The sequence below is a fragment of the Eudoraea algarum genome, from assembly GCF_050589645.1.
In the GTDB taxonomy this organism is placed as follows: domain Bacteria; phylum Bacteroidota; class Bacteroidia; order Flavobacteriales; family Flavobacteriaceae; genus JBNGOQ01.
This window is the reverse complement of record NZ_JBNGOQ010000001.1, coordinates 455,774-481,128: the sequence shown is the minus strand read 5'-3', so window position 1 is coordinate 481,128 and position 25,355 is coordinate 455,774. Positions and strand designations below refer to the sequence as shown.

Annotated in this window: 18 protein-coding genes; 7 read left to right on the top strand and 11 right to left on the bottom strand. The window is 44.9% G+C overall.

Annotated features, from left to right (window positions below):
- Window positions 1–26 precede the first annotated feature (26 nt).
- Window positions 27–767 (bottom strand): VIT1/CCC1 transporter family protein, encoded by a 741-nt coding sequence (locus ACRD67_RS02175; protein ID WP_430965392.1) that lies wholly within the window; start codon window positions 765–767, stop codon window positions 27–29.
- A 484-nt stretch (window positions 768–1,251) separates the two neighbouring features.
- On the opposite strand from ACRD67_RS02175, the gene ACRD67_RS02170 reads away from it, so the two are divergent.
- The 5 genes from ACRD67_RS02170 to ACRD67_RS02150 all read left to right on the top strand — a co-directional run bounded on the left by ACRD67_RS02170 (window position 1,252) and on the right by ACRD67_RS02150 (window position 8,828).
- Window positions 1,252–3,249 (top strand): tetratricopeptide repeat-containing sensor histidine kinase, encoded by a 1,998-nt coding sequence (locus tag ACRD67_RS02170; RefSeq protein ID WP_430965391.1) that lies wholly within the window; start codon window positions 1,252–1,254, stop codon window positions 3,247–3,249.
- A 7-nt stretch (window positions 3,250–3,256) separates the two neighbouring features.
- Window positions 3,257–4,006 (top strand): LytR/AlgR family response regulator transcription factor, encoded by a 750-nt coding sequence (locus ACRD67_RS02165; protein WP_430965390.1) that lies wholly within the window; start codon window positions 3,257–3,259, stop codon window positions 4,004–4,006.
- A 237-nt stretch (window positions 4,007–4,243) separates the two neighbouring features.
- Entirely contained in the window at window positions 4,244–5,977 is a 1,734-nt protein-coding gene (locus ACRD67_RS02160) for a leucine-rich repeat domain-containing protein (protein WP_430965389.1), read from the top strand.
- Between the two features lie 85 nt (window positions 5,978–6,062).
- Window positions 6,063–7,337: a hypothetical protein gene (locus tag ACRD67_RS02155; protein WP_430965388.1), complete on the top strand. Its 1,275-nt coding sequence runs from the start codon at window positions 6,063–6,065 to the stop codon at window positions 7,335–7,337.
- A 192-nt stretch (window positions 7,338–7,529) separates the two neighbouring features.
- The gene (locus tag ACRD67_RS02150) at window positions 7,530–8,828 is read left to right on the top strand and encodes a metal-dependent hydrolase family protein (protein WP_430965387.1); all 1,299 of its coding nucleotides are present in this window, start codon (window positions 7,530–7,532) and stop codon (window positions 8,826–8,828) included.
- A 99-nt stretch (window positions 8,829–8,927) separates the two neighbouring features.
- On the opposite strand, the gene ACRD67_RS02145 is transcribed toward ACRD67_RS02150, so the two are convergent.
- Both ACRD67_RS02145 and ACRD67_RS02140 read right to left on the bottom strand, forming a co-directional pair.
- Complete coding sequence (locus tag ACRD67_RS02145; protein WP_430965386.1) at window positions 8,928–9,818, bottom strand: TolB family protein; 891 nt, start codon at window positions 9,816–9,818, stop codon at window positions 8,928–8,930.
- Window positions 9,819–10,020: 202 nt separating this feature from the next.
- Window positions 10,021–10,341 carry a hypothetical protein gene (locus tag ACRD67_RS02140; RefSeq protein WP_430965385.1) on the bottom strand — a complete coding sequence of 107 codons (321 nt, stop codon included), beginning with the start codon at window positions 10,339–10,341 and terminating at the stop codon, window positions 10,021–10,023.
- A 100-nt stretch (window positions 10,342–10,441) separates the two neighbouring features.
- Here ACRD67_RS02140 and ACRD67_RS02135 point away from each other — a divergent pair, with 100 nt between their 5' ends.
- Both ACRD67_RS02135 and ACRD67_RS02130 read left to right on the top strand, forming a co-directional pair.
- Window positions 10,442–11,293, top strand: a complete 852-nt coding sequence (locus ACRD67_RS02135) for a chromate resistance protein ChrB domain-containing protein (protein WP_430965384.1) — start codon at window positions 10,442–10,444, stop codon at window positions 11,291–11,293.
- A gap of 72 nt (window positions 11,294–11,365) precedes the next feature.
- Complete coding sequence (locus ACRD67_RS02130) at window positions 11,366–13,774, top strand: FtsX-like permease family protein (protein ID WP_430965383.1); 2,409 nt, start codon at window positions 11,366–11,368, stop codon at window positions 13,772–13,774.
- A 90-nt stretch (window positions 13,775–13,864) separates the two neighbouring features.
- Here the strand turns inward: ACRD67_RS02130 and ACRD67_RS02125 are convergent, their stop codons facing one another.
- From ACRD67_RS02125 to ACRD67_RS02090, 8 genes are all read right to left on the bottom strand, one after another.
- Entirely contained in the window at window positions 13,865–14,506 is a 642-nt protein-coding gene (locus ACRD67_RS02125) for a hypothetical protein (RefSeq protein ID WP_430965382.1), read from the bottom strand.
- A gap of 104 nt (window positions 14,507–14,610) precedes the next feature.
- Entirely contained in the window at window positions 14,611–18,513 is a 3,903-nt protein-coding gene (locus tag ACRD67_RS02120; RefSeq protein ID WP_430965381.1) for a response regulator, read from the bottom strand.
- A gap of 361 nt (window positions 18,514–18,874) precedes the next feature.
- Window positions 18,875–20,194, bottom strand: coding sequence for an ATP-dependent 6-phosphofructokinase (locus tag ACRD67_RS02115; RefSeq protein ID WP_430965380.1), 1,320 nt, complete (start codon window positions 20,192–20,194; stop codon window positions 18,875–18,877).
- Window positions 20,195–20,438: 244 nt separating this feature from the next.
- The gene (locus ACRD67_RS02110) at window positions 20,439–21,407 is read right to left on the bottom strand and encodes an aldo/keto reductase (RefSeq protein WP_430965379.1); all 969 of its coding nucleotides are present in this window, start codon (window positions 21,405–21,407) and stop codon (window positions 20,439–20,441) included.
- Window positions 21,408–21,409: 2 nt separating this feature from the next.
- Window positions 21,410–21,895: a hypothetical protein gene (locus ACRD67_RS02105; RefSeq protein ID WP_430965378.1), complete on the bottom strand. Its 486-nt coding sequence runs from the start codon at window positions 21,893–21,895 to the stop codon at window positions 21,410–21,412.
- Window positions 21,896–21,959: 64 nt separating this feature from the next.
- Window positions 21,960–22,805, bottom strand: a complete 846-nt coding sequence (locus ACRD67_RS02100) for an AraC family transcriptional regulator (RefSeq protein WP_430965377.1) — start codon at window positions 22,803–22,805, stop codon at window positions 21,960–21,962.
- A gap of 248 nt (window positions 22,806–23,053) precedes the next feature.
- Entirely contained in the window at window positions 23,054–24,232 is a 1,179-nt protein-coding gene (locus ACRD67_RS02095) for a Vgb family protein (protein WP_430965376.1), read from the bottom strand.
- A gap of 279 nt (window positions 24,233–24,511) precedes the next feature.
- Window positions 24,512–24,889 carry an AraC family transcriptional regulator gene (locus ACRD67_RS02090; protein ID WP_430965375.1) on the bottom strand — a complete coding sequence of 126 codons (378 nt, stop codon included), beginning with the start codon at window positions 24,887–24,889 and terminating at the stop codon, window positions 24,512–24,514.
- Window positions 24,890–25,355 lie beyond the last annotated feature (466 nt).

Here is a 25,355-nt window from a genome sequence, read left to right as displayed (position 1 = left end):
GTCACCTCTTGCTTTGGATTGGGATTTTACCTGGACAACAAATGTTCCAGCCAATCCCCTACAAAATAGGCAACGAAGGCAGCTATACCCCCCAGAAGCAATGTTTCCAGTACTCCCTTTAAAACCGATGTTTGATTCACATAGGTCTTTAACCAGCCTATAATGATGAAACCCATCGCGGTTAACACGGATGCGATGAAAAAGAGATTTTGTTCGAGCGGGTGTGTATAATCAATGACATAAATCAATAAGGGAATCAAGCCAATCGAAAGGAACGACAAATAGGTAATCCCACCGATCCACAGTGGGGATTTATCTATTTCCATCATGCCTAATTCCTCCCGCATCATATCATTGACCCAAACTTTTTTGTCACTGGTGATTACACCCACTATTTCCTCCAAAAGTTTGTCTTTAAAACCCTTTGCCCTATAAATTTCCTTGATTTCCTCCTTTTCGGCATCTGGCATATGTTCAATTTCCCAATATTCCGTTTGCTTGTGTTTATTGTAGTTGTCTTTATCAGATTTTGTTGACAGGTAGGCCCCTACGGACATGGCGAAACCATCCGCCAGTAAATTTGCAAAGCCAAGAATCAAAATAATAGCGCTATCCAGTCCGGCCCCAACAGAACCTGCCACAACGGCAAAGGTTGTAACGCAACCATCTATTCCCCCATACACAAACTCTGCAAGATATTTTTCAAAGGCTTTAAAGAAACCGTTGGTGCCATGTGCTTCTTGTTTATAATGTTCCTGCAACTTCATCGGATATTGGTTTTATAGTTTGACTGGTTGAGCGTTGATTCATAAACGCGAAGGTTGTTTTCACAAATGCCCAATGGCCCTTATCCACCTTCTCTTTTATACGTCCTATGGTATTTGTGCCAATTTAAAATCCGAAGCGGGCATATGAAATGACTTTCATCATTTTCGGTTTCCATCCCGGGCCTTGGTTTAGTCAATATCTATTTGCCGAGAATACAATCGGGCATTTTTATCCAAAACAGCTTAATTTCCTTGCTGCCGGTTCCCTATCCCTTCAAGGTGTCCGATATCAGGTAGGCAGTATGGGCACGGTATGGAAATCTTTAAGGATAGTTGGAGTTATGATGGAACCCGATTATACAATAAAAGATGCAAGTCGCACATAATCCCTTCACCATCAGGGCTTAAATGATTAAATTGTATGTGCCTTTTCTGAAATTCCCTCGATAAGGCTGATTTAGATGGACTATCCAATCCCAAGACCATGAAAACCCCGAATTTCAAGTTGTTTCCCCTTTTTTGGCTCCTGATGGTATGCCTATCATCCCTGGCACAGGCGGGTAACAAAGTGGACAGTCTTCAAAATGTGCTTAAAAATATGCCGTCCGATACCCTTAAAGCCAAAACCTATGGGTTATTGGTTTGGTACTACGCACGGTACAGCATCGACACCGAAATCGAAAAAAAACATATAGACAGCTCCATGGTCCTTTCAAAGGCATTGGATTTCCATAAAGGTGTGGCCTATGCACATTTGCGGTACGGGAATTTGGATAAGCGGTTGGGGAACTACCAACAGGCCATACACCATATAGACTCTGCCCTCCAATATTATACCACTATAGGTGATTCTACCCGTGTGGCCGATGGGTTATTTGATCTGGCGGCCATTCACCGAAGTTCAGGGAACTATGAAAAAAGCCTGTCCTATTATTTACGCGTCCTGGACATAAGTGAAATGGAGGGCAATCCGATCTCCCTGGCCAGTACCTTAACGAGCATTGGATTGCTAAATCGGCTCCTAAAACAATACGACCAGGCCATCTCCAATTACCAAAAGGCCCTTCGGATTCTGGATAGTGTGGGTAGTTCCAAAAGAATGCTGACCTCTCTCAACGGTCTTGGGACGGTATATATGGAAATTGGGGAATACGATACTGCCAAAAGCCATTTTTTAAAGCTCTTGAACATTACACGGGAACAGAAGTATGAACGTGAAATGGGGTATCAATTGGCTAATTTGGGAAATTTGGAAATCCAGCTGGGGAACCCGGGGAAGGCTTTGGAATATCATCTGCAGGCGCTTCAGGTGAGGGAAAAGCTCCCTAGAAAAGCAGACCTTGCCTTGAGTCTCGCGGATGTCGGGAATACGTACCTTCAATTGGGAAATCATTCGCGATCCCGCCAATATTTGGCCAAAGGTCTGGTACTGGCCCGGGAAATACCTTCCAAACCGCTGATCAGGGACCTCTATAAGATGCTTGCAGACCTCAGCCTATCGGAGCACAATTACAAAGAGGCCTATCACTACCGAACCCTATATGAGGAAGCGAAGGACAGTATTTTGAATGCAGATGTCAACAAACAATTCCAGGAACTGCAGGTGAAATATGAAACCGAAAAAAAAGACCAACGGATCACCCTTTTGGCGCAGGAGAAACAACTGCAGGAAAAAGAAATCCAGCGACAAGCCACCCTGAAGAATGTGTTTATCGGGGGTGCGATATTAACGGTCCTACTTGCTAGCCTCTTATGGTACACCTTTCGCCAACGACTAAAGAATCAAAGGACAATCGCAGCCAAAGACCAGGAAATCAAAGAGGTGAATTTTCGACGACAACTCTCCGAGCTCGAAATGAAGGCGCTTCAGGCCCAGATCAACCCACACTTCATTTTCAATTGTATGAATTCCATTAATCAAATGATCAAGAACGGTAAGAACCAAAACGCTTCAAAGTACCTCACCATGTTCAGCAAGCTAATTCGATCTATACTGGAGAACGCCGAAGATACCGAGGTCTCCCTCAAGGACGAATTGGCGACCTTGAAAGCCTATATCCAATTGGAAGCGCTCCGGTTTAAGGAGGATGTCAACTTTAAAATGGATATTCAGGATAGCATTGATCTTGAAAACACCTATTTGCCTTCCATGGTATTACAACCCTTTGTTGAAAACGCTATTTGGCATGGCCTTAGACATAAAAAAGTGGCCACTGATGGAAAAATTTCCATTGCAATCCGCAAGGAAAAAGAGCAACTCCTATGTCTTATCGAGGACAATGGGGTAGGAAGGCAAAAGGCTTTTGAATTACAAGAGAAATCGATTCTAAAGCGCAAGTCCCTAGGCGTAAAGATTACGGAAGACCGATTGCGATTGTTGAGCAAGGAATTACAAAAGCAACTCGTTCGCATTACAGATTTGAAGGACCCGACCGGAACCGCTTTAGGGACTCGGGTGGAAGTAAGCATACCCATTTCATAATACAAACATGATCAAGACCATTATTGTAGATGACGAACAGGACGGCCGCGAATCGCTGGAGCAGGCTTTGATCGAATATTGCCCCGAAATCGATATCATATCCACATGCTCAAGCCCGGAAGAAGCTCTTGAAGCCATCAACAATCACAATCCAGATCTGGTATTTCTGGACGTGCAAATGCCCCATATGTCCGGATTTGACGTATTAAAGCAACTAGCCCCCATCGATTTCCAGGTCATTTTTGTTACGTCATATGATCGCTATGCGATCAAGGCGATCAAGTTCAGTGCCCTGGATTTTTTGCTGAAGCCCCTGGATGTTGATGAATTGGTCGGGGCGGTCCAGAAGGCCAAGAATCAAATAGAGGCAGGGAGCAGTGTGCACCGCTATCAATCGGTGTTGAACAACATTCAGTATACCTCTGGAAAAATTGAAAAACTGGCCATTCCTACTTTTGAGGGTATTGATTTTTATAATACCAACGATATTATCTACTGCAGTGCTGAAGGAAACTATACTACGCTACACATGGTATTGAAGAAAAAAGAAGTCGTTTCCAAGAACCTCAAGGATTTTGATAACCTGCTATCAAACTCCGGTTTTTGCAGGGTTCATAAGTCCTACTTGGTCAACATGCAGCATGCCCGTAAATATATTAAGGGCGATGGTGGATATGTGATTCTTACCGACGACCATCATGTAGATATTTCCAGGCGGAGAAAAGACGCTTTTCTGAGCATGTTCGAAACGATTTAGTTTTAGGCTCTTTTCCTGGCTGGAGGCCTAAAAGACCACCCGTTAACATCCCAATTTGCTCCTTACACACATTCAACCCCTCCGATTATTTAGTGGTACTGGTGGCGCTCGTACGCGCTCCCTAGCTTAGCTCAAAACTTCCCCCTCTGATGTTTTGATGGATGTCCTTTACCCATTTCGGATATCTCCCTACATCACTAATCCATAACAGAATGTTTAATCAAAATCTGAAATCCTATGTGTAAGTCCCTTTTATTTTTATCGCGATTTTTCTTTGCCATGGCCATCATTTTCATCATAAGCTCCCTGCTCATGGTCTCCTGTAGCAAGGATGATGGTCCACCTCCAGAACCACAAAACCAAAACCCAGAGAACACGGATTCTATCTTGGAGGCCGAAGACTATAAAACGCTCAAGGCCCTGTATGATGCCAACCCCAACAATACGCTGGGTTGGGATATGGATGACAAGGGTATGCAAAACTGGAGCGGGGTTACCCAACAAAACAATCGGGTTACGGAACTGGACCTCAACGGTAAGACCCTTACAATCATCCCTCCCCAAATTGGGGATCTTGATAGGCTTACACGATTGTCCATGAGTAGCAATGACATCCCAGAATTGCCCGCTGAACTGGGCAATTTGGACGATTTGACCTCCCTTAACCTAGAGGACAATGCCCTAACCGCTCTCCCTGTAGAGCTGGGCAAGCTGACCAAGCTCTCCTATCTGCATCTGGGCAGTAACCTCCTGGACGCCTTTCCGGAGCAATTGACCAAACTGGACCAATTGGCCACCTTGATCGCCCATAACAATTCGTTGGCGCAACTGCCCCAGGGCATGGAAAAAATGACCGCCCTTCAGGTACTGGACCTGGCCCAAAATTTACTGGACAGCGTTCCTGCCGCCATTGGAAGTCTGAATGCATTGAACAGTCTAAGCCTCGATGATAACCGACTGACCGAAATTCCATGGGAATACGGTCGCTTGATCAAGCTGGAATACCTCTATCTGGAAAACAACAACCTATCACAGTTGCCCCAGGAGGTATGCAAGCTGGCGGAGATAGGTACGGAGATTACCACAGATGCACAGGTAGGCTGCGATCTAATCGGTTACAATTATCGGGGACTGGTAGCGCTTTACCACGCCAATCCGGGAAATACCTTGGAATGGGACCTTACCGACACCAGCATGCAAAGTTGGAGCGATGTTACCCTGCACCTGGACGGCACCGTGCAGGAGTTGGAGCTGTACGACGAGCAAATAAGCCATCTCCCGCCCGAGATAGGAAATCTTAGCTCGCTTACCTACCTGGGCCTGCGATTTAACTACCTTACCCAACTTCCGTCAGAGATCGCTATGTTGCAAAGTCTGAAACGCCTTGTCGTTTCCGAAAATTTGTTGACCGACCTGCCTCCGCAAATAGGGAGCCTCTCAGCGCTTGACCACCTATCACTTGGGGACAACGCCATCACACAGCTGCCTTCCGAAATTGGAAATCTTTCCAATCTGACCAGCTTGAATATTGAACGCAACGATCTCACAGACCTTCCCTCCCAATTGGGCAACCTCAAGCAACTGGGGGAACTATATGCCAGGGAGAATGCCCTGAACACAATCCCGCCCGAATTGGGCAACTTACAACAGCTGCAGTACCTCTGGCTATCCGAAAATGTCCTTGAAACCGTTCCTTCGGCTCTCGGGAATCTGCCAAATCTTTTTGATTTGAGGCTCGACAAAAATGTACTTATAGAAATACCGGCTTCCCTGGGCGACTTGGACGCGCTTGGTTTTCTGAATTTAAGCACCAACCTCCTTAAAGAAATCCCTAGAGAGTTGGGCAATCTGACTGGCCTTAACCGCCTCAATTTGGAAAACAACTCTTTGGCCAGCATCCCAAAGGCGGTCTGTGACCTTGCAAACCATGGGACCACCATTGAAATTGATGCCGGGGTTGTCTGCAAATAGGAAGGCGCCGATTGCGAATGAATCTAAAACATGGCCTATGGCCAGTTCCCCCGAAATCGATAAAAACAAATTAAAATTTAAAACGATGTACAGAAAAGAAAAAATGGAACCGCTATCACAAATGTTGAAAAGAAGCCTTTGCCTACTGTTTGTTTTGGGCGGTATGGCACTTATGAGTATAGCCTGCGAAAAAGAACTTGAACCACCTATAGAGAATCCACAACAACAGGAAAACCCGAACGGGCAGGAAAATCCTGAAGAGGAAGAGCCCAAAGACTCGGTACCCGATACCACAAATGGAATAAGTGCAGACGCCCTGTCGGCCTATTTGGTGTTGAAAGATGCCGTAGAGGTGACTGGGGAACTGCCTACCGCCACGGATAGCCAATTAAAAATAGACGTAAGGGATACGCTCTACCTGATCAAGGGATATCCATTTGGAAATAGGATACGTGTAAAACACGACCCTGCACAGCATATTGCCGGGTTCAACATCTATGTGGGCGGTTCATCCTACTATTTCGATGTGCCGGCCGAGACCGCTGATGGAGAAAAAGAGAACGATACGATCTCCTCCTTGATATTGGATTTGGATTTGCCCGAAGACGAAATGACCCACTACCCCTTCACCACAGAAATTACGATTCAGCCTCATGACGGCTCCGGCAATCCATTGGATGAGTTTCCGCTTACCCTGACCGTTGAAGAACCCGTAGATGATCAGACAGGAAACGGACCAATTTGCAATTCCATTACCCAGACCTTTGAAGGATTGGAAACCCCACCACGCTGGAAATGGGACTTCTCCCATCTGGAGTTCAATGGGGAAATCCTTATTTGGGCACCCAACCGCAAGCAAAAAATCAACCCCCTGGGTTGGGGTTGCTGTGTCAATGGAAATATCAGCGGTACGGCCGCGGACAGTCCCTTTTGCCGTGAGGGAACCACACAGCCGGGTTATGTATGGGTAGAGCTCGAAGTGGACGACTACGTGATTCGCAATGAGGAATTTATGTGGGTGTTCGATAATGGCTTTTTCAATGTCCAGGGCCAGGAAGACAAAAAACAGTATTTCCCGAGCCTAACCAACTTTTGCACGGGTGAAATTGGTTATGAATATTCCTTTGAAGTATACGGGGCCCCTAATGATACCCCGGTGGGCACGCACGACTTTACACCCGGTGCTACGCGAATAAACTTGGATTTGCCCAATTGGCAGGGCTCCTATCGCATGCCACGCAGTGCGACCCTGGTTTATACCTGCCATTCCGTGCTTTTCCTTTGGGATTTTGAAGGCTTGGACTTCTTTTACTCCAGGTTTGAGGAGTATCCTACGTTCGGACCCGAGTTCCATGACTAAAAGCGCAGCTCTTTTGGACGATTTCTTTTATAGGTAAAAATGCCCTCGGCAGGGGGCATTTTAGCTTGTCAAAAAACCATCCACACAGCTTTAGCGTCCATCCGTAAATCATCTAAGAAAAATCACAGGTTAATTCACTAATTTTAAGGGATTTGAACACATTTTCCTTTGCCGACCACTAAAACAAATCCCATGCGACGCGCGCTTCTGATTTTCCTTCTGCTATATTCCCCGCAACACTTTTCCCAAACCTCGGAAACAGCCTCGAAAAAGGTGATATGGGCCGGTGCGGTACTGGATGTGGCCGAAGGAAAAATGAACAAGGATGTTCTTATCGTCATTGAAAACGGTACGATTGTGAAGTTGGACAAGGCTTCGGAAAAGGACAACTATTCCCAAATTATCGATCTATCGGAATACACCGTGCTTCCGGGCTTGATGGATTGCCATACCCACTTAACGAATCCCTTTTTCGACAAATCCATGGATGTGTATGAATTGCCCGTTGCCTCCTACGGCATCTTGGGTGCCATTTACGCCAAAAAGACGCTTGAGGCAGGCTTTACCACAGTTCGTGATGTAGGCGGTTATTTTTATAGCGATGTGGCCCTAAGGGACGCCATCAATAAGGAATGGATACCAGGACCCAGAATGTATGTAAGCGGGAAAGCCCTGACCATGACCGGTGGCCACGGTGCTTGGGCCAATTGGATGGCACCCCAGCTTCGATTGGAACCAAATCCGGGATATCCCGTGGACGGTGAGGTAGCCGTACGAAAAAGAACCAGGACGCTGATCAAACACAGGGTTGATCTAATTAAAATCAACGCCACCGGAGGTTTCGGGACATCCAACTCTATCCCTGGCGCAGCCTCATTTACCATTGAAGAAATGCGGGCCGCTGTGGAGGAAGCAAAAAAAAGGGGATTAAAAATCGCCGCACATGCCCATGGTGCGGAGGGCATAAAGAACGCTATAAAAGCAGGGGTCCATTCCATCGAACACGGAACATTTCTTGATCAAGCGTCCATTGATCTGATGAAAAGCAAGGGTGTTTTTTTAGTGATGGATTTGTTGGCCGCTTATGTGAGCCTGATTGAAGATAAAGAGGATATCAGCGATAAAGCGATAGATGAAAGCAATGAGGAAGTGTACAAAAACTACGAAGATAAATTTGGTATGGCCTATCGCCAAGGCGTGAAGCTGGCCTTTGGAACCGATGCCTCTATTTTTGAACACGGACGAAATGCAGAGCAATTTCACTTAATGGTAAAGGCCGGCATGAAAGAAATGGATGCCATTCGATCCGCTACCCTTGTTGCTGCGGAGCTTTTGGGAATTGCAGATCAAACGGGCAGCATAAGCGTGGGAAAGTGGGCCGACATCATTGCGGTCAAGGGAAATCCCCTTGAGGATATCACCACGCTCGAAAAAGTCCAATTTGTGATGAAAGAAGGAAAAATAGTCAGACCTAGGGCAAAAGGCAAATAGATGTCCTGTTTCAACATAGCGTAAAAATAGGTTTTGAGCCAATCTGGCCATAAGCCCTTGTAGATAGGTAGCGTAAGCCTATGGTAATTGCAATCCTTGTCATTTGCCTTTCCCAAAAATTTCGGTGCTCACCCAGTAGATATCCTGATTGCTCGTATAAAGAAAGTATTTCCCATCCTGGGTAACCCAGGGACATAATTCATGGTTTTTGCTATTTATGGGCGCTTTTAGGTTTACCGCTTTTGACCATTCCCCGTTTTCTTGTTTAAAACCAATATAAAGATCTCCTTTCCCGTATCCATCCGCTCTGGTGGAACAAAAAATTATATAGGATTCGTCCGGCGCTATAAAAACGTCTGCTTCATAATCGGTGCTATTTATTTGGTTTCCCAGCCTTATCGACTTTTGAAACACACCATTTTTCTGCTTGGAAGCATAAATATCATAGTCATAATCCCGTTCCTGCCCGGCATTTTTATTGGAGGAATAATACATGGTTCCATCCGAGGTAAAAGAGATATAATACTCATTTTTTGAGGAGTTGATGTTCTTGCCGGCATTGATCGGGCCAGACCAGCCATTGGAAAGTTTTTTGGAGTACCATATATCGTAATCCCCGATCTGTGCTCCAACCCTGGGCTTATTGGAAATATAGTACAGCCTATTTTCGTCCGGAGAAAGCATTGGATCGTTAAAACTATAGGTCTCGTGCCCAATGAGCATTACAGGACGGGTCCAAGTACCATTTTCCATTTTTGAGTATCTTATTTCCGCTTTTCCATTGATGTCTACCCCATAAAAAAATTCCGAGCCATCTGCTGAAAAAACAGAGCCAAACTCCGATTGGTCGGGTTTGGATATCATACCAGGTGCAAAAACTTGGGGCGTGGTCGACGGTGGAATCTGTTCAAAATACCGTGGATTGGTTTGCCCCGTCAAAAGCGTGCAACTGAAACAAAACAAAAGTGATCTAAAAATGGTTTTCATCATCCTATTATTTCTGAATTGAGGTTTAAGTGGGTATTCACTACTATATAGTCAGAAAATTGGAAAAAGTTACACATAATCTTTTTCAATCTTCGGGATAAACCCTATCGATTCCAAAATTTTCCCAATCCTGCAAAAAGAAGGGATGTGGAATACCTTATAGAGTATGGGGTATTTGGAAAAAACGGGTGTAATCGCGCTAAACCTAGAAGATACTGCTCAGCTTTTTCAATTCCTTCCTTGCCACTTTCAGGAGCTTTTTCAGCTTTCTCCTTTTCTTCCTGCATTTGGTGCATGACAGATCTTCATTGGTTCTATGGATCAGGGATTTGCAGTATTCCAATCGTGCTATGGTCGGAAGTTTGGAAACTATGTTCCGGTACAGATCATCGATTTGAACCAAGGAATTTTTAAACATATTGCCTAATGAAAACATGGAATAGCGCTTAGGTTTATGGTATATTTGTTCCGATCGAAGTGCGTTCCTTCGGACAGTTAGGGCCATTGCCCATACCTCAAATTTCATTCCAAGGTCGTTCAATACCGGAAACTGTTTTCCTTTGGAGGAATGAATTATAATTCTCCATTATTTTATACTTTGCACAGGATAGTGATATGGATCTACAATGAAATGGATAACGCGTGAACGACCCAAAATAGATCGCCTGGCCTGCCCTTGGTTGATCAAACGATTTATTGATCGGGAGGCCGAATTTCTCTACGTCCCTTTTGAAGCAGTACAATCCGAAGCCACGCGCTTGAAGGCCATCCCCTATGACGTCCCCGATGTGGAATATACCCATTACGAAGACCAATGTACCTTTGACTATTTTGTAAAAAAACACGGAATTACCAATCCGGCCCTGCTGACCATAGCTACCATTGTTAGGGCGGCCGATACCGACAGACACGATATGGCGGGCCAGGCTTCGGGCCTATGGGCCATAACGGCGGGACTCTCCTACAATATCAAGGATGACCATGAACTGTTGCAGCTGGGGATGGTCCTCTATGACGGCCTCTATTCCTGGGCCAAGCATCTCCAGGGTGAAAAACATACGCAAAACCCAACGGAATACATGCTATTGGAGGTGTACCGGAAATTCCTAAAACAAAAATCCGCCGCCAAAAAAACACCAGCTTGGGTAAGGGAACTCAAGGGTATCATCCAGGACCAGGTGGATACCGATCTTAGCCTACGGCTGCAGGACGTATCCAAAAACCTGCAGGTACATCCCTCTTACCTGTCAAGGGAATTCTCCAAATATTTTGACAACCTCACCTTTGGGGAGTACATGCGAAAACTACGGATCGAAAGAGCCATCCATTTGATGGAAAGCACGCCCTACTCCCTTTCTGAAATTGCCTACCTATGTGGGTTTTCGGACCAAAGCCATTTTAGCCGCATCTTTAAAAAACATACCGGGCTTTCGCCCAGTTTGTACAAAAAAAGCAAACTTAAAAGATCAAAAAGGTAAAATTTGTTCCAATCGTAAAATACGTTCTATGTATTGTGGGCCCAAGTCCTTAGTCTTGTGAAAAGCAAGATCATGACGAAACTCCTATTCAAATTCGCCCTGAGAAATCTGAAAGGCCAAGGTCGATATACGCTGATCAATTTGGGTGGACTCACCCTAGGACTATTGATCTTTTTTGTAGTCATTTTACACGTTTCCCAGGAAAGGAGCTATGACCGCTTCCACAAAAAGGCCGAGCGCATCCATCGGCTTACCTCGGCCACCAAGGAACGGGTGGCCGCTATAGTGCCCTACACCTGGGGCCAAGCGATGAAAGAAGAGATCAGCGCCATTGAAAATGTGGTCTCCTTCCAAAACATTACCATTGCACTAACTGTAAAGAAAGGATCGGAAGTACTGGCACAACACGGTTTTGTGGGGGTGGACTCCACCTTTCTGGATATATTTGATTTTCCCGTACTTCAGGGTGGCAAAAAGGAATTGCTTAAGCAACCCGACAAAATGGTCATTACCCCGGCCATGGCCACCAAATATTTCGGTGATGAGAACCCCGTTGGGAAAACACTTGACGTTAACCTTTGGGGAACCTATGTTACGTTTGAAGTGGAGGGTGTGGTGCGTTGTCCCAAAAACTCGCACCTCCAATTTAATTTTCTCATTCCCATTGAACCGGTCAAAAGGAATTTCTTTAGTCCCACGGCCTTTGATTCCTGGACCAGCCATTTTGCCCACACCTATTTTCTGATGCAAGGAGCTGTTGATAAGCAGCAAGTGGAACGGGACATGGAAGCATTTCTTCTTCGTCATGGGGGTCCCTCCTTGGCCCATAAATACACGCCGGCCATCCAGCCCTTGAAGGATATTTATCTGAAGTCCAATATCCAATTCGATTTTCAGCCCAGGGGAGACCATCAACAGGTCCTGATACTCTTGATGGTCGCTTTTGGTATCTTGTTCATGGCCATCATCAATTTCATCAACATCAGTTCCGCTCAGTCCCTAGGGCGCCTAAAGGAGACGAGCCTTCGAAAAATTCTGGGCTCCAGAAAAAGGGATTTTTTTCTGCAATTTATTTTAGAGTCGACCCTAATGGCCTTGTGCGCCACGCTCCTAGCGATACTGATATTCCTTTTGTCCCATTCCTTTTTCAATACCTTTGCGGGAACCTCCTTTACCCTACCGGAATTGTTTACCGGCACCCATATGGCGGTGGCTTTTTTAGTGGGTCTCTTCGTAGGTGTGTTGAACGGGGTGTATCCCGCACTTCTCCTCTCCTCCTACAAACCCATTAGCATCCTTCGCTCCCGATCTGGGGGTAAACTAAAAAGTGGCCTTATCAGGAAGGTTCTGGTCATCCTACAATTCGCGTTGGCCGTTGTGCTTCTTAGTTCTACGGGCATTATCTACAGGCAGGTACAATACATGATCCATAAGGATCTGGGTTTTGACAAGGAACAGGTCATTATTCTGGGAAGTGCCCGGGAAGTCGCTTCAGACCCCACCAAAATGGAGCTGTTCAAAACTGCCCTCTCCCCATATGAATGGTTCCACGGCGTCACGGCCTCCTCCTCCTATCCTGGGGACCATGAAGGCCAATGGTCTGCTCGCTATATCCCAGAAGGGATGACCACAGAGGAAAGCGTAGCCCTTTGGACCATATATGCCGACCACGATTTTGTACCCACCTACGAGTTAAAACTGGTGAAAGGCAGGAACTTTGATCGCAGCATCCAATCCGATTCTATTGGGGTTTTGGTCAATGAAGCTGCGATACGGCAATTTTCCAATGCGGATCCAAAATGGAGCAGCGACCCTTTGAACAGGTACCTGGAACAGAGGGGCGGACTAAAAAGCAGGGTTTTGGGTGTGTTGAGAGATTTCCATTTTGAGTCGCTCAAGGAACGGTTAAACCCGCTGGTCATTCAAATAAATGCCCAAAACGCCTTTTCCATCCAACTGCGCTTGCAGACCACCAACATGGCCCAAAGCCTAGAAACAATTGAAGACTCTTGGAAGGCCTTGTTTCCAGAGATTCCCTTTGGCTATAGTTTTCTGGACCAACGATATGCCGAACACTTTGAATCGGATCAACGGCTTGGTAAAATATTACAGATTTTCACCGTGTTGTCGATTATAATTGCCGCCTTGGGGCTATTTGGACTGGCTACTTTTCTGGTCCATCAAAAGTCGAGGGAAATGAGCATAAGAAAACTTATGGGCGCTTCGGAAAAACAGCTTACGGTGATGCTCAGCTGGGATTTTCTCAAGCTGATTGTCATCGCAAACGGTATAGCGGTTCCAGTGAGTTACCTATTAATGCGAAGCTGGCTGAACGGGTTCTCTTTTAAAAATGACCCCTCCCTCCTTGTTTTTGCCCTGGCCACTGTATTTACGGTGGCAATCGCCCTGCTAACTATTGGACAGCAAGCATATAGAACCGCTACCGTGAACCCGGTAAACGTATTGAACAAGGAGCAATGAAATTTGTTCGCCTCCTTTAACTTTAGTAAGTGAATCCTCCAGTTTTAGGACAAACCCTCCAAATGAAGACAAATGGAGGGTTTGGAAAAATCAATCCTGAAGATCAAAGAGTGCCTTAATTTCTTCATAAGACATTTTCCCATAATCCTCGGCAGACAACGATTTATTTGTTGAAACACCCCCTGGAATAAGCACGTAGCGGTACTGCTCCAGAAAAGATCCATCACCAACGTTTTCCCCCTCTTCATTGGCATGTACCGTTATGACTATTTCATTGTCATTCGTAGCAGTAAAAAAGTACGATTGTTGGCGGCCCGCTCCAAAAACGATTGGAAGTTGATACACACTGATTTCTATGGTGGGACCCGGAAGTACCTCAAGCCTTCTGGCAAAAACAAGAACGGTTCCAAAATTAAGCATGTTTGCATCGATTTCCGGAGCAGCTATGGTAAATGATGCACTCGAAGCCGCTATGGCATTTCCAAATTCGGTATCTACCCAATCGGAATACATCACATTGGCCGTCCCTGGATCTCCCTGTTCACCTTGAGGTCCTTGCTCGCCCTGCGTTCCTTGCTCACCGGGAGCACCAGCAGGACCGGCCGGTCCTTGATCGCCCTGAGGTCCCTGTGGGCCTATTGTTCCATCTTCTCCGTCCTTGGAACAGGCCATTAAAACGCTTACTATAAATAGTAGGCTAAAAAACTTTTTGGTGCTTTGCATTGTTTTCATAATACATGGTTTTAGTAATTAACACATCAAATGTATTGGAGTTTCAAACCATGGACATGACCATATGTAACAAAGCGTTCACCGTATGTAACAAGAGTAGTAACTTACTGACAAACAGTAGATTGAAGATACTGGGAAGGTGTTTTTTTGAAGGTTTCCTTAAAACATTTCATAAAATACCTTGGGGTGTTGAAGCCAACGGTGTAGGCCACCTCGCTGATGGTTAAATCAGATGAATTAAGAAGCTGCACAGCCTGGCTTAGGCGTTGGGACCGTATAAAGGCAGAAGTGGACAAGCCCGTATATGCCAACAACTTTCTGTGCAACTGCATTCTGCTCATGTTAACCTTTTTGCTGAAAGCCTCAGCGTTGAATTCAGGATCGGCCAGATTTTCATCAAGTACCTGCTGTACCCTGTTTAGAAATGCTTCATCACCGGGGGTAACGGTAATATCCTTGGGTTTTAAAACGAACTCCTGGCTATACTGCCTCCTAAGTTTCCTTCTTATGGCAATAAGGTTTGCGATACGTTGTCTTAAAACGGTTATTTTGAACGGTTTGGTGATGTAATCATCGGCCCCGGAGCTTAAGCCTTTAAGCTCAAATTCCTCTCCAACACTTGCTGTGAGCAGAATGATGGGAATATGCCCGGTACGTTCATCGTTTTTAACCGCATTGCATAGCTCTATACCATTGCGCACCGGCATCCTTATGTCGGAAAGTATAATATCCGGGACCGCGGAAATGGCCAGCTCCATACCTTCCTCTCCGTTTTCGGCCTCCAGTATTCGATAGTGCTTTTGAAGTGCCAATCGGATAAAAGTACGTATCTCCCCATGATCCTCAACGACCAGCAATAGGGGAAGCGCTTCCTTGGGTCCGGAAGTAGGACAGTGATTCCCTATATGGATAACCTCTGAAAGGTTTTCAGCTGTTTTGGGAGACCTGCTGGGTCTCGTGATCGATGCATCAGGGAATGCTTCGCGCTTAACCGGTAGCTCTAGACGAAAATGCAATAGCTCATTTTGCTCCAATGCTACTTTGATCGTACCGCCATAAACCTTCACAATTTCTTTGACCAAGGAAAGGCCAACCCCCATACCTTCCGCATAAGTATCATGTTGATAGAACCGATTGAACAGTTTTTCCAAGGGCAAGTTAGCGGCATTAAGTGCTGTGTTTTTAACACTAAAAACCACGTAATCTGCATATTTGTTGGCCGAAAAAAAACACATCCCATTGCGCGGGGTATATTTAAAAGCATTCGAGAGCAGGTTGCTAACTACTTTCTCAATGATGTCCTCGTCATACCAGACCTGGTCCAAATTACCGATATCCGTAGTATAGGCAATATCCTTTGATTGCGCCTGAAACCGGAACGATTGGGAAACCGTTTGTAAAAACAGGCCCAAATCTCCTTGGGTAATCTTAAGATTAAGCTTGCCATCCTCCAATTTGGCAAGCTCCAACAGCTGATCCACCAGAGAAGTTAAACGACGGGTATTTCGTTGTACTATGGAAAAATTGGCTTTGTTGATATCGGTCAGATTTCCCTCGGATAGCGAACTGTCAATAGGCCCGGAAATCAGGGTAAGGGGAGTCTTGAATTCATGGGCGATCTCGGTATAGAGGTTAGACTTAAAAGCATTCAGCTTTTTTAGGCGTTGGGCCTCCTCTTCCGTTAATTGAAGGCTCAGTTTCATGGTCCAGCGCCATTTGAAATACAAATAAATCCCTATACCAATGGTGCACAGCAACAAGGCATACAAGATTTTGGCTAGAGTGCTCAGGTACCAGGGAGGGGCAATAAGGATTTTGAAGCTCTTGATCTGGTTATTATGGGCCTTACCGTCATACAGTGCCTTTACCTTTAAGACGTGGTTCCCATACGCCATATTGGTAAAATAGGCGGTTTGTAAATCGGTCATTCTCCAGTCGCCGGCATCCAGGGAATAGGCATAACGTATCTTTTCGGGAGCGATAAAATCCATCGCGGAGAAACGTAGGGAAAAATCATTTTGAAAATGAGCAAGGGAAAGCTCGGACAAAAAAGGAGCTTGGGAAGGCGCAATAAACTCCCCTGTCTTCTTCCCATTTGCATGAATGGCAGTTATGACAGGAGTAAAGCGTTTTTTGGGAGCAAAAGGTCGTGATAAATCTAATAGCTGAACCCCCTCATCTGTTCCAAAATACATTAGTTCCCTTGTTTCATCATAAAATCCTGATCCAAAAAGAAAGGCGTTCGAGATCAGGCCGTCGTTTGTGGTAAAATGCCTAAAAGCTTTTATTTCTTCGTTGTAAACATAGATCCCATCACCAATGGTGGTAATCCAAAGATTTTGGTTGGCGTCTATCTGAAGTGACATTACCTTTTTGTCAAATACGCGATCCTGAAATTCCAGTCGGTGAAAGTTGCGGCCCTCCTCTCTGTACCTTACTAGTCCATATTCTGTTCCGAACCACATCTGACCTTTTTCATCTTCCTCCATGGTCAAGACAATATTGGAAGTTATTGAGTTTGAGTCTTCCTTGACACTTCGGTAGTTTACAATTTTCAAGTTTGCAGTATCAGGGTCTAAATTTGAAATATCTTCAAGCATATAAATTCCATAACCGGCTGTAATGACCCATAGCCTATCCTTCGAATCAACATGAACATTAATAATTTTAGCTTCACCATTCTGGGACTCCGTATTTAAAGAAATGAACCTAAGCGGCTGCCCCTGCTCGTCAATAATATGCAACCCCCGCCAGGAGCCTACCCATAACCTGTCCTTATGGTCTTTGGTTAGGCCGTAGACCACTAGTTTCTTATTAAATGTGTTTGATATCTCAAATGTGCCATAAGGCCTGTCATCTACAAATTTGTAAATCTCTTCCATAGTGGAGCTTGCCACAAGAGCGTCACCCCCATCAAATAGTGCCGTGATACCGCGATCTGTTATTAGAGGTCGAATGTTGGGCCCTTCAACTTTGAACAAACCATTTCCGCCCCCGAGGTACAGGGAACCTTTGTGCTTTACAATTCGTCGGGCATGAAGATTTATGTTATCCCGAAGAAAAGCCTTATTGTACTTTTTTTCTTTATATAACCCCTTATTGGTTCCCATCCACAGGTTGCTTTGCCGGTCCACAAAAATTGTTTCAATAGACCTCTTAGTCATGTCTACGTCAATATCGATTTTTTGAAGGCGAAACAAGTTGGGATCAAATTTGAATAAGGAGGAAGCGGAAGCTAGGAAATAGTCTCCATTTGCACTTAAGGTCATGTTGACTACGGATTCAGCCATAGGGATCTGTTTTTCAATTCGACCTTTGTTGAAAAGAATGAGTTCGTTTTTCAGGCCAATGACAAGACCCATTCCAGGAATGTATTCCAATAAATTAATGTCTGATTCAAAGGTATGGACAAGCCGAATATTACTTGACTTAAAGTTTTGGGTATATAAAACTTGGTTTTCTGCCAGCCAAAGCAGGTTTTCAGAAGCAGTTATAGGAGATTTAAAATACCCTAAACCCAAATTTCGTCTGGAATTGGTGTTGATATCATAAAGTTGAAACCCTTCTTCCGTAGAACTTACCATGTGGTTTTTACCTGCCAAAACCGTATGAGAAATGATCTTTCCTGTAGATTCATTTGGTTCGTCAATAGCAAAATTCCTAAAGTCCATTGTTCTTGGTGAGAACTTGGTGAGCCCTCCGCCATGGGTCCCGATCCAAAAATTATGGTTGACATCGGTAACGATAGCGCGAATCCAATTTGCTGCCAGGGATTCGGGTGCCTCGGGAGAATTTCTGAATACTTCAAAGTGGTATCCGTCGTAGCGGTGTAGGCCGTCCTGTGTTCCTACCCAAATAAATCCCGTACGGTCCTGGGCAATGCAGGAAATCCATTTGTTGTTCAGCCCGTTTTTTATTTCCGAAAAGGACATGGTTGGCCGCTGTTGTGCTTGAAGAAAAACACCGACAAAAAGAAGGCCATAAAAATAACGATTAAATAGCAGCATGCTCAGGTGCTTTAGCGTTCTTTTGAATGCCGTTTTAGCTGATACATCAATACTGTGGTTTGGTACCCTATAGGTTATAGGTGCCGGAGGATGTTTATATAGTCCATGTCCGATTCCCGATACAAGAAACTAATTATTACTGTATTAACAGATCGTTTATGTGTTGCTTACACCCTTTTTTGTATTAGTATCCCCTATGCATGTATAAATGGGATTCTACTAACCTTAATTCTTGGCGTGGCAAAAATAGTTCCCCCAACGTGGCCGTTAATTTGGCATGTTTTATGCGCTTTGGATAATTCTGATTTGCAAATTAGGGAAAGAGCGGTAAAGGCGTATTTCCATACGGTCCTCCTTCACGTTATTTCATCGCAAAGACCTGTCCCGTACTTTGAAGGACCGCGAACCAAAACTCACCTTCCACATCTATTTTCTTCCGCTCGTTCACTACTGCGGTAATGGGCAAGTAGACATACTTCCCGTTCACCATACCCACCACGAATCTGGTTTTCCCGGCCATGGCACCGTGCACGGCCTGATAGGCCAATCTACTGCAAAAGATACTGTCGCTCGCATTGGCAGCGGCGCTCCTAATGATATAACTTGGGTCGATGTACTTTATCGTAACCTCTTGCTCGATACTTTTGAAATGTTCCGCTATTCGTTCTTTCAGGAATATTCCGATATCCTGGTGTTTAATGTTGCCAGAGGCATCCGTAATTGTATTTTCCCCGCTGTTAAAAAGGTGTTGGCCTGCCCCTTCAGCTACCACGATTACGGCGTGATGTTTAAGATCTAACCGGCGTTTTAACGATTGTAACAAACCGTTTTCACCATCCAGGGTGAAATCCATTTCAGGAACCAGCACAAAATTTGCCACGGGCATGGCCATAGCAGCCGAGGCCGCAATGAATCCACTATCCCGACCCATCAATTTTACGATTGAAATGCCGTTATAGGCACCGATGGCTTCGTTATGTGCATCGCGCAATATGGGCGTTGCCACATCAAAGGAGGTTTCAAAACCAAAGGATTTATCAATGAGGTCAATATCGTTGTCTATGGTTTTGGGAATGCCCGCAACGCATATTTTAAGGTCGCGTTTAGCAATCTCCTTGCCAATGGCATCCGTTCCTTTCAAGGTGCCATCACCCCCTATGGTAAACAGTAGATTTATGCCCTCCTGCACTAAAGTATCGACCATGTCCCCAACATCCTGGGCACCTCTTGAAGATCCCAAGAGCGTCCCGCCAAATTCGTGGATGTCCTTCACTTTGTCCGGGGTCAATCTGATGAAACCTCTCTTTTTCTTCATATTAAGGCCTTCATAACCATAAGGTATGCCAACAATGTCCTTTACTCCATAGAAATAGTGCAAAGCCATGACCAGACTTCGGATTACGTTGTTTATGCCCGGGCAGAGTCCACCACAGGTCACTATGGCCGCCTTAGTCTTCTCCGGGGCGAAGAAAACCGTTTCCCTGGGCCCTGCTTTTTCCATGCACAGGGGTTCCCGACTTTCGTTTAGACAGCGATTAAAATCTTCCAGGGAGACATCAAATAGTATGCGTTCCTGATCGGGCACAAAGTTAAAAATATTGTCCCCTCTAACCGTACTTAGACCAAGCGGGGACGGAACGGTAGCTTTTCCAATTACCGGTATTTTAAAATTCCTTTCCATTTTTCATTCCGTTTAACCATCTGCTTAGGCCACAAAAACGTCTAGGTGTTCCATGCTGACCAAAGCTACCTTAAAATTATGCATTTTATGGCTAGCAACCGGCGTAAAATGAGCCTGCCTGCCCCACGACGGATGATATGGGCACCATTTCTATAACCGTTCCCGAAAAATGGTTGATATCGCCTGAATTTTTAAAAGCTCCAAAGGCATCTTTGGCTGTTGCCAGGAAGCAGCGGTAATCCCTTCATATGCCCGAGTTACTTAAAAAATGGAATTCTTCCTTGGACAATTTACAATCCACGGATTTTATACTTTCCTCCAACTGTGCGGTCTTACTGGCAGAAATCAAAGGAATGATTTTTGGCGTGTGCGCCATAATCCAAGCAAGTACCACCTGGTTCATAGTACACGATTTTCTGTTGGCCACCTCTTGGAGCGCCAATAGTCTTAGTCGATTATCTTCTGTGGCATATTCCTCGGGCAAGGCGGTTTCGCTTTTGCCATAAAATCCGGACAATAAGGTAGAATAGGCCACAAGGGTCACATCCTGATTGTTGGATGCATAGCTCATCATTTCTTCGTCAAGCAATTTTTGAATCCAAAAGTCGGCATTGTGTTTTGGTCGAAGAAAGGAATACTTCTGCTGTACAAAATGGTAAGGCACATGGTCTTTATCCCTGCTGTACATCTGACTTTCCGCTACCCTCCATGCTTGGGTATTGCTTGTTCCGGCAAACCTGATCTTCCCTTGTTCCTTTAACAGGGTAAAGGCTTTTAGACGTTCATCGATAGGATATTCCATAAAGTCTATGTGCCCATAAAGTACATCTATATAATCGGTTTGTAGCCGCCTTAGGCTGTCCTCCACCGCCTTGATAATGGTATCGTAGGAGAGTCCTTCCAGTTTTATGGTGTTCATATCTCCAGCGTAATAGGTAGGACGCGCGCCACACTTGGTGGCCAAAACGACTTTATCGCGTACACCCGAGCGTTTAAACCATTTTCCCAATGCCTTTTCGCTTTCGTCGCCAGTGCCGTGATCCATCCAAAAGGAATAATTGTTGGAAGTGTCCATAAAGTTCCCTCCATTTTGGACAAAGAGATCAAGCAGTTTTTCCGATTGTGCCTGATCCGTTTTAGTCCCAAAATACATGGTTCCCAAACACAGTTCGGAGACCAGGGTTCCGGTATCTCCCAATGTTTCCCGCTGCATGTCTAGTCCGTAAAATAATTGGTGCTCATATAAGCAATCTTCCATTGGTCCTTTTCCTTGACCATTACCCGGATTTCCCTTTTTCTCCCTTGTGTGGGGTCGAGCTGTATGTAGGACACCAAGGCCGATTTTCCAAAAACCTCAATTTTGTATTCGGGCATAGCCGTGGGGACCGGTTCGGGTTTGGGATGTGCCTTCATATAGTCCTTTGCGGATTGTTGGATAACGGGCCATCCCATTTGCTCCAGGTATTTGCCGTCGCGGACATAGCATTTCATCACAAAGGGCCCGTGCGACCATTGCCCTTCCCATTTTGAGATATCCCTTTGGTAAAAATATTGGGTTTCCAACCTTAGGGCCTCCTGTATTTCATTTTCTACCTTATCCTGTCTTTGGGATTGTCCCGTCATACCGTTCGCTTGCAGAAAAAGAACCAGAAGGGTCGCCCTTAGAAGCAAGGATGACGCGGACGACTTCATTGATTTCATACGATTTGCTTTTAATTTTGGATAAAGGTATGGGCCCTGCCGAGCTAGGGATAGTAAAAAAGCGTCATGGGCGCATACTTTTTTTGGCAATCCTGTTTTGGGCCCTAAACTTATGGGAGGAGGTATGGGAAGGTGTGGTTCCCAAATTGGCCCTGAAATCCTTTATGAAGTGGCTCTGATCAAAATAGCCGTGATCAAAAAAGTGGCCCAGGGAGGTCTCGGAAAGCACATCCTTTTTATAAACGGATTTAAACCGTATCAGTTTGGAAAACCTTTTGGGAGAGAGGCCCACACATTCCTTAAAATAGCGTTGTATCTGTCGTTTGCCCTTCCCGACCTTCGCCGACAGTTCGTTCAAACCCATATTGCCCTGTGTTTCCAATATCCCGTTGATGCATTCCTGCACCACATCCTCCTTTTTTGAGTATTTGAGTCCGGACTTATGGGCGTCCAATGTATGATCGATCCTTGCTACGGCCTTATCCGGGGATTCCGATTTTCTTAAACTGCCCTCCAGTTCCAACAGATAAGGTATATCAAATTCATGGAGCGACAAGGTATGCCCAAGGGTACGGGCAGCCATGGGTCCAAAGAAGCGGTAAAACCCCATGGGCTTGAATTTTATGCCAAACAGCCTCACCTTGCCCATGCGTTTTACCAGCAAAGATTGGTGTTGTATGCCTACGACACTGGAGCTATTGACGATCGCCACCTGACTCTCATCGATCAGCGGCCTTTTGTGATAGGCGCCCTCGAGTATAAAAATAATTTCGGGATAACCGTCGGGAATCAAGAGATCCGGATAGGCTTGCTCCTCTTCGGCCTCATTTTCCATATACCAGTAATAACTGATGTACTTTTTCAAATCTATAAAGGGTTCGTGCCTTTGATATGTTATAGTGTCTGCCATTGGTCCCGATTGTTGGGGAAAGTTCGTGAAAATAGTTTTATTGGAAAAAACAGCAGGCACTGGGAGACTAAAAAAGGACACCCCCTCCAGTGAAATTTATCAATAAAGTTCTTGGAAAGGATGTCCCTGTGCAATGGGCTATTGCAATTCAACTACACATAATGAAATTACTTATTTGAATTTTAATTCCTAATACGCTTCCCTTAAGGTGGAGCAAAGCTCTACCTATGTAACGCGGCCGTAAACGCCTAATTTATCTGTTTGATAAAAATTGCGTTTGGAGTAGCCAACCCTCCTGATCCACTGGAAACCAAATCGCTAATAAAACGCCCATCCACATCATACATCTTGACCGCTCCGGTGCCGCCATTCCCTATTAGAAATTTTCCATCTGGCAGGGTAGCAATCCCTTCAGGTTGATTAAGTCCGGCTAAATATGTATTAAGGAAACTCCCGGAGGCGTCAAAACGTTGAACGACTCCTGCCACCCAATCGTTTACCAATAAATCCCCCGAGTCATCAAACCAGATATTCGTAGGGCCTTGCAGGTTGGAGTTAATGAAAGTTTCCAATTCCACTCCCGCGGCATCAAACTTTTTAACGAAAGCGCTACCAAATGAAGAAACATAGAGGTTTCCATCGGAATCCCAATCCAGGCCTATGCTCTGATTTACACCAACGCTTGTAAATTCATCAACAAAGGTTCCGTCCAATTGATATCGCAGCACCCTACCGTTCCCGGACCATTGCAAAACGTACAATAAGTTGTCTGCCCCTATTTTCATCCTGGTAGGTCCGGAAATTCCTGTAGCGAAGTTGTCAATAAAATCTCCTGTGGCTGCATCGTAGCGAGTAATCTCCCCGCTATTCAGATTTGAGATTAAAACCGTACCCTCCGCTTCCAAAAATAGGATGTCTTGCGGCCATGCCAGGTTCTGATTTATAAAAACACTAGGGTTCTGGCCATTTCCATCGTACCTCAGAATCTTCCAGGGAGGGCTGTCAAAATTGCCCGCATCGCTCACAAACAGCTCCAAGGCCGATGCCCGGGAGACATCGACCACCACAATATTGAAAATTGCCTGAACGTCCCCCGAAACAACCATTATTATTGACGAGCCCTCCCTCTGGGCCGTGACATTCCCATCCTCATCCACGCTTACATTGCTGTTATTGGAGGACCATTGGGGTGAAGAACTGAAGGCGATGGCATTATTAAATTGATCAACACCTTCGGCCGTTAAAACAGTGGTTCCGCTATTTAGGTCGAGTTGATTGCCGTTAGATGACTCGATCGTAATACTGGTCAATACGGGAACCGGAGGGGTATCATCAGAATTGCCCATTTCCATGGGGTCGTCAGCGCTGGACGAACTACAAGCAACAAGCGCCAAGACAGCGAACGTTATGCATATCTTTTTCATCATTTTTTTGTTTGGATTCGGTCACACAAGATAGCCAAATACCGTTTTTTATGTTTGAATAAACCGGCTGTATTGGTATCATTTTGCGTAAATGAGACCTCCTATGATTGACGCGTACGGGCGTTGTAGATGAAGTGAAGCTCCAGATAAAAAGTGGTCCGTCTACAGGTAGGCGATACTATATTACTTTTCCAGTTTCCGCTTTCATTTCAGCAGACGGGACTTTGGAGAATGCCCTTCAAACAACCGCTGCCCCATTCCGAAATACCCAAAAAAAGCTACTTATCTTTTTAGGGTTCTTTCGTATTCGCTCGGGGTCATTCCTTCATACTTTCGGAATACCCTGTAGAAGGTTGCTTTAGACCTAAAACCACAATCCCTGGCTATGCTGAAAAAATCGTAATTCTTGTAGAAATCTTGGGCAATCTTGTCCTTAAAACTTTGAACTCTGAGCGCATTGATAAACTCGGAGAAATTATCGTAGTTGCCCGCTTTTAAATATTGCCTAATAAAAGTTTGATTCAATTGGTTTGTCCTCACGAACTGGTTCAGGTTAAAATTTGGGTCTAAATAAGCCCTGTTGGTAATGATCAGGGTTTCTATGGATTTTTTGAAACTCCCACTTAAATCAATGGGTTGTTCGTGAATTGATAGCGTCAAAAAATATTTTTTCATCCAACGCAACTCGGTAAAACTGTAAAAAATCAACACAATACATAATACTATGAACAATGGTGTGAGCACATATTCATATATAGGGAAAAGCGCGGTTTCCAATGCTCTTGAGGGAGTAGTGCCTGGAAACGTTCTGGTTACCGAGAGAAAACAAAGCACCAGTATCCTAAGAAGTATGTAAGTGTTGGCTGTTATATAGAACAGCTTAAAACGCATTTGGGGATAGGGTTTGAGTATTGACCTTAATAGCGTTCTAAACAGTTTGAGGCCCTTAAAGAAATAAAAACTATTGAAAAGGAATATGAGCAGAACATAAAAGGGAGCCATTTCATAGTGTGAAATATCAAAAAACAAAATACGAATAGGGTGTACTAACAAATAGACCAACAGAGCCACGAACAAGTGGCGAAGATCCCCTCTGGTTAAAGCCCCTTTTTTAGAGGTGAGCAAA

What these genes read in the sequence shown, in the direction of transcription:
- ACRD67_RS02155 (WP_430965388.1), top strand. Translation starts at nt 6,063, where the DNA reads ATGTACAGAAAAGAAAAAATGGAACCGCTATCACAAATGTTGAAAAGA.
- ACRD67_RS02140 (WP_430965385.1), bottom strand. Translation starts at nt 10,341, where the DNA reads ATGAAATTTGAGGTATGGGCAATGGCCCTAACTGTCCGAAGGAACGCA.
- ACRD67_RS02170 (WP_430965391.1), top strand. Translation starts at nt 1,252, where the DNA reads ATGAAAACCCCGAATTTCAAGTTGTTTCCCCTTTTTTGGCTCCTGATG.
- ACRD67_RS02125 (WP_430965382.1), bottom strand. Translation starts at nt 14,506, where the DNA reads ATGAAAACAATGCAAAGCACCAAAAAGTTTTTTAGCCTACTATTTATA.
- ACRD67_RS02145 (WP_430965386.1), bottom strand. Translation starts at nt 9,818, where the DNA reads ATGATGAAAACCATTTTTAGATCACTTTTGTTTTGTTTCAGTTGCACG.
- ACRD67_RS02135 (WP_430965384.1), top strand. Translation starts at nt 10,442, where the DNA reads ATGAAATGGATAACGCGTGAACGACCCAAAATAGATCGCCTGGCCTGC.
- ACRD67_RS02165 (WP_430965390.1), top strand. Translation starts at nt 3,257, where the DNA reads ATGATCAAGACCATTATTGTAGATGACGAACAGGACGGCCGCGAATCG.
- ACRD67_RS02095 (WP_430965376.1), bottom strand. Translation starts at nt 24,232, where the DNA reads ATGATGAAAAAGATATGCATAACGTTCGCTGTCTTGGCGCTTGTTGCT.
- ACRD67_RS02115 (WP_430965380.1), bottom strand. Translation starts at nt 20,194, where the DNA reads ATGGAAAGGAATTTTAAAATACCGGTAATTGGAAAAGCTACCGTTCCG.
- ACRD67_RS02150 (WP_430965387.1), top strand. Translation starts at nt 7,530, where the DNA reads ATGCGACGCGCGCTTCTGATTTTCCTTCTGCTATATTCCCCGCAACAC.
- ACRD67_RS02105 (WP_430965378.1), bottom strand. Translation starts at nt 21,895, where the DNA reads ATGAAATCAATGAAGTCGTCCGCGTCATCCTTGCTTCTAAGGGCGACC.
- ACRD67_RS02175 (WP_430965392.1), bottom strand. Translation starts at nt 767, where the DNA reads ATGAAGTTGCAGGAACATTATAAACAAGAAGCACATGGCACCAACGGT.
- ACRD67_RS02160 (WP_430965389.1), top strand. Translation starts at nt 4,244, where the DNA reads ATGTGTAAGTCCCTTTTATTTTTATCGCGATTTTTCTTTGCCATGGCC.
- ACRD67_RS02110 (WP_430965379.1), bottom strand. Translation starts at nt 21,407, where the DNA reads ATGCAGCGGGAAACATTGGGAGATACCGGAACCCTGGTCTCCGAACTG.
- ACRD67_RS02120 (WP_430965381.1), bottom strand. Translation starts at nt 18,513, where the DNA reads ATGCTGCTATTTAATCGTTATTTTTATGGCCTTCTTTTTGTCGGTGTT.
- ACRD67_RS02100 (WP_430965377.1), bottom strand. Translation starts at nt 22,805, where the DNA reads ATGGCAGACACTATAACATATCAAAGGCACGAACCCTTTATAGATTTG.
- ACRD67_RS02130 (WP_430965383.1), top strand. Translation starts at nt 11,366, where the DNA reads ATGACGAAACTCCTATTCAAATTCGCCCTGAGAAATCTGAAAGGCCAA.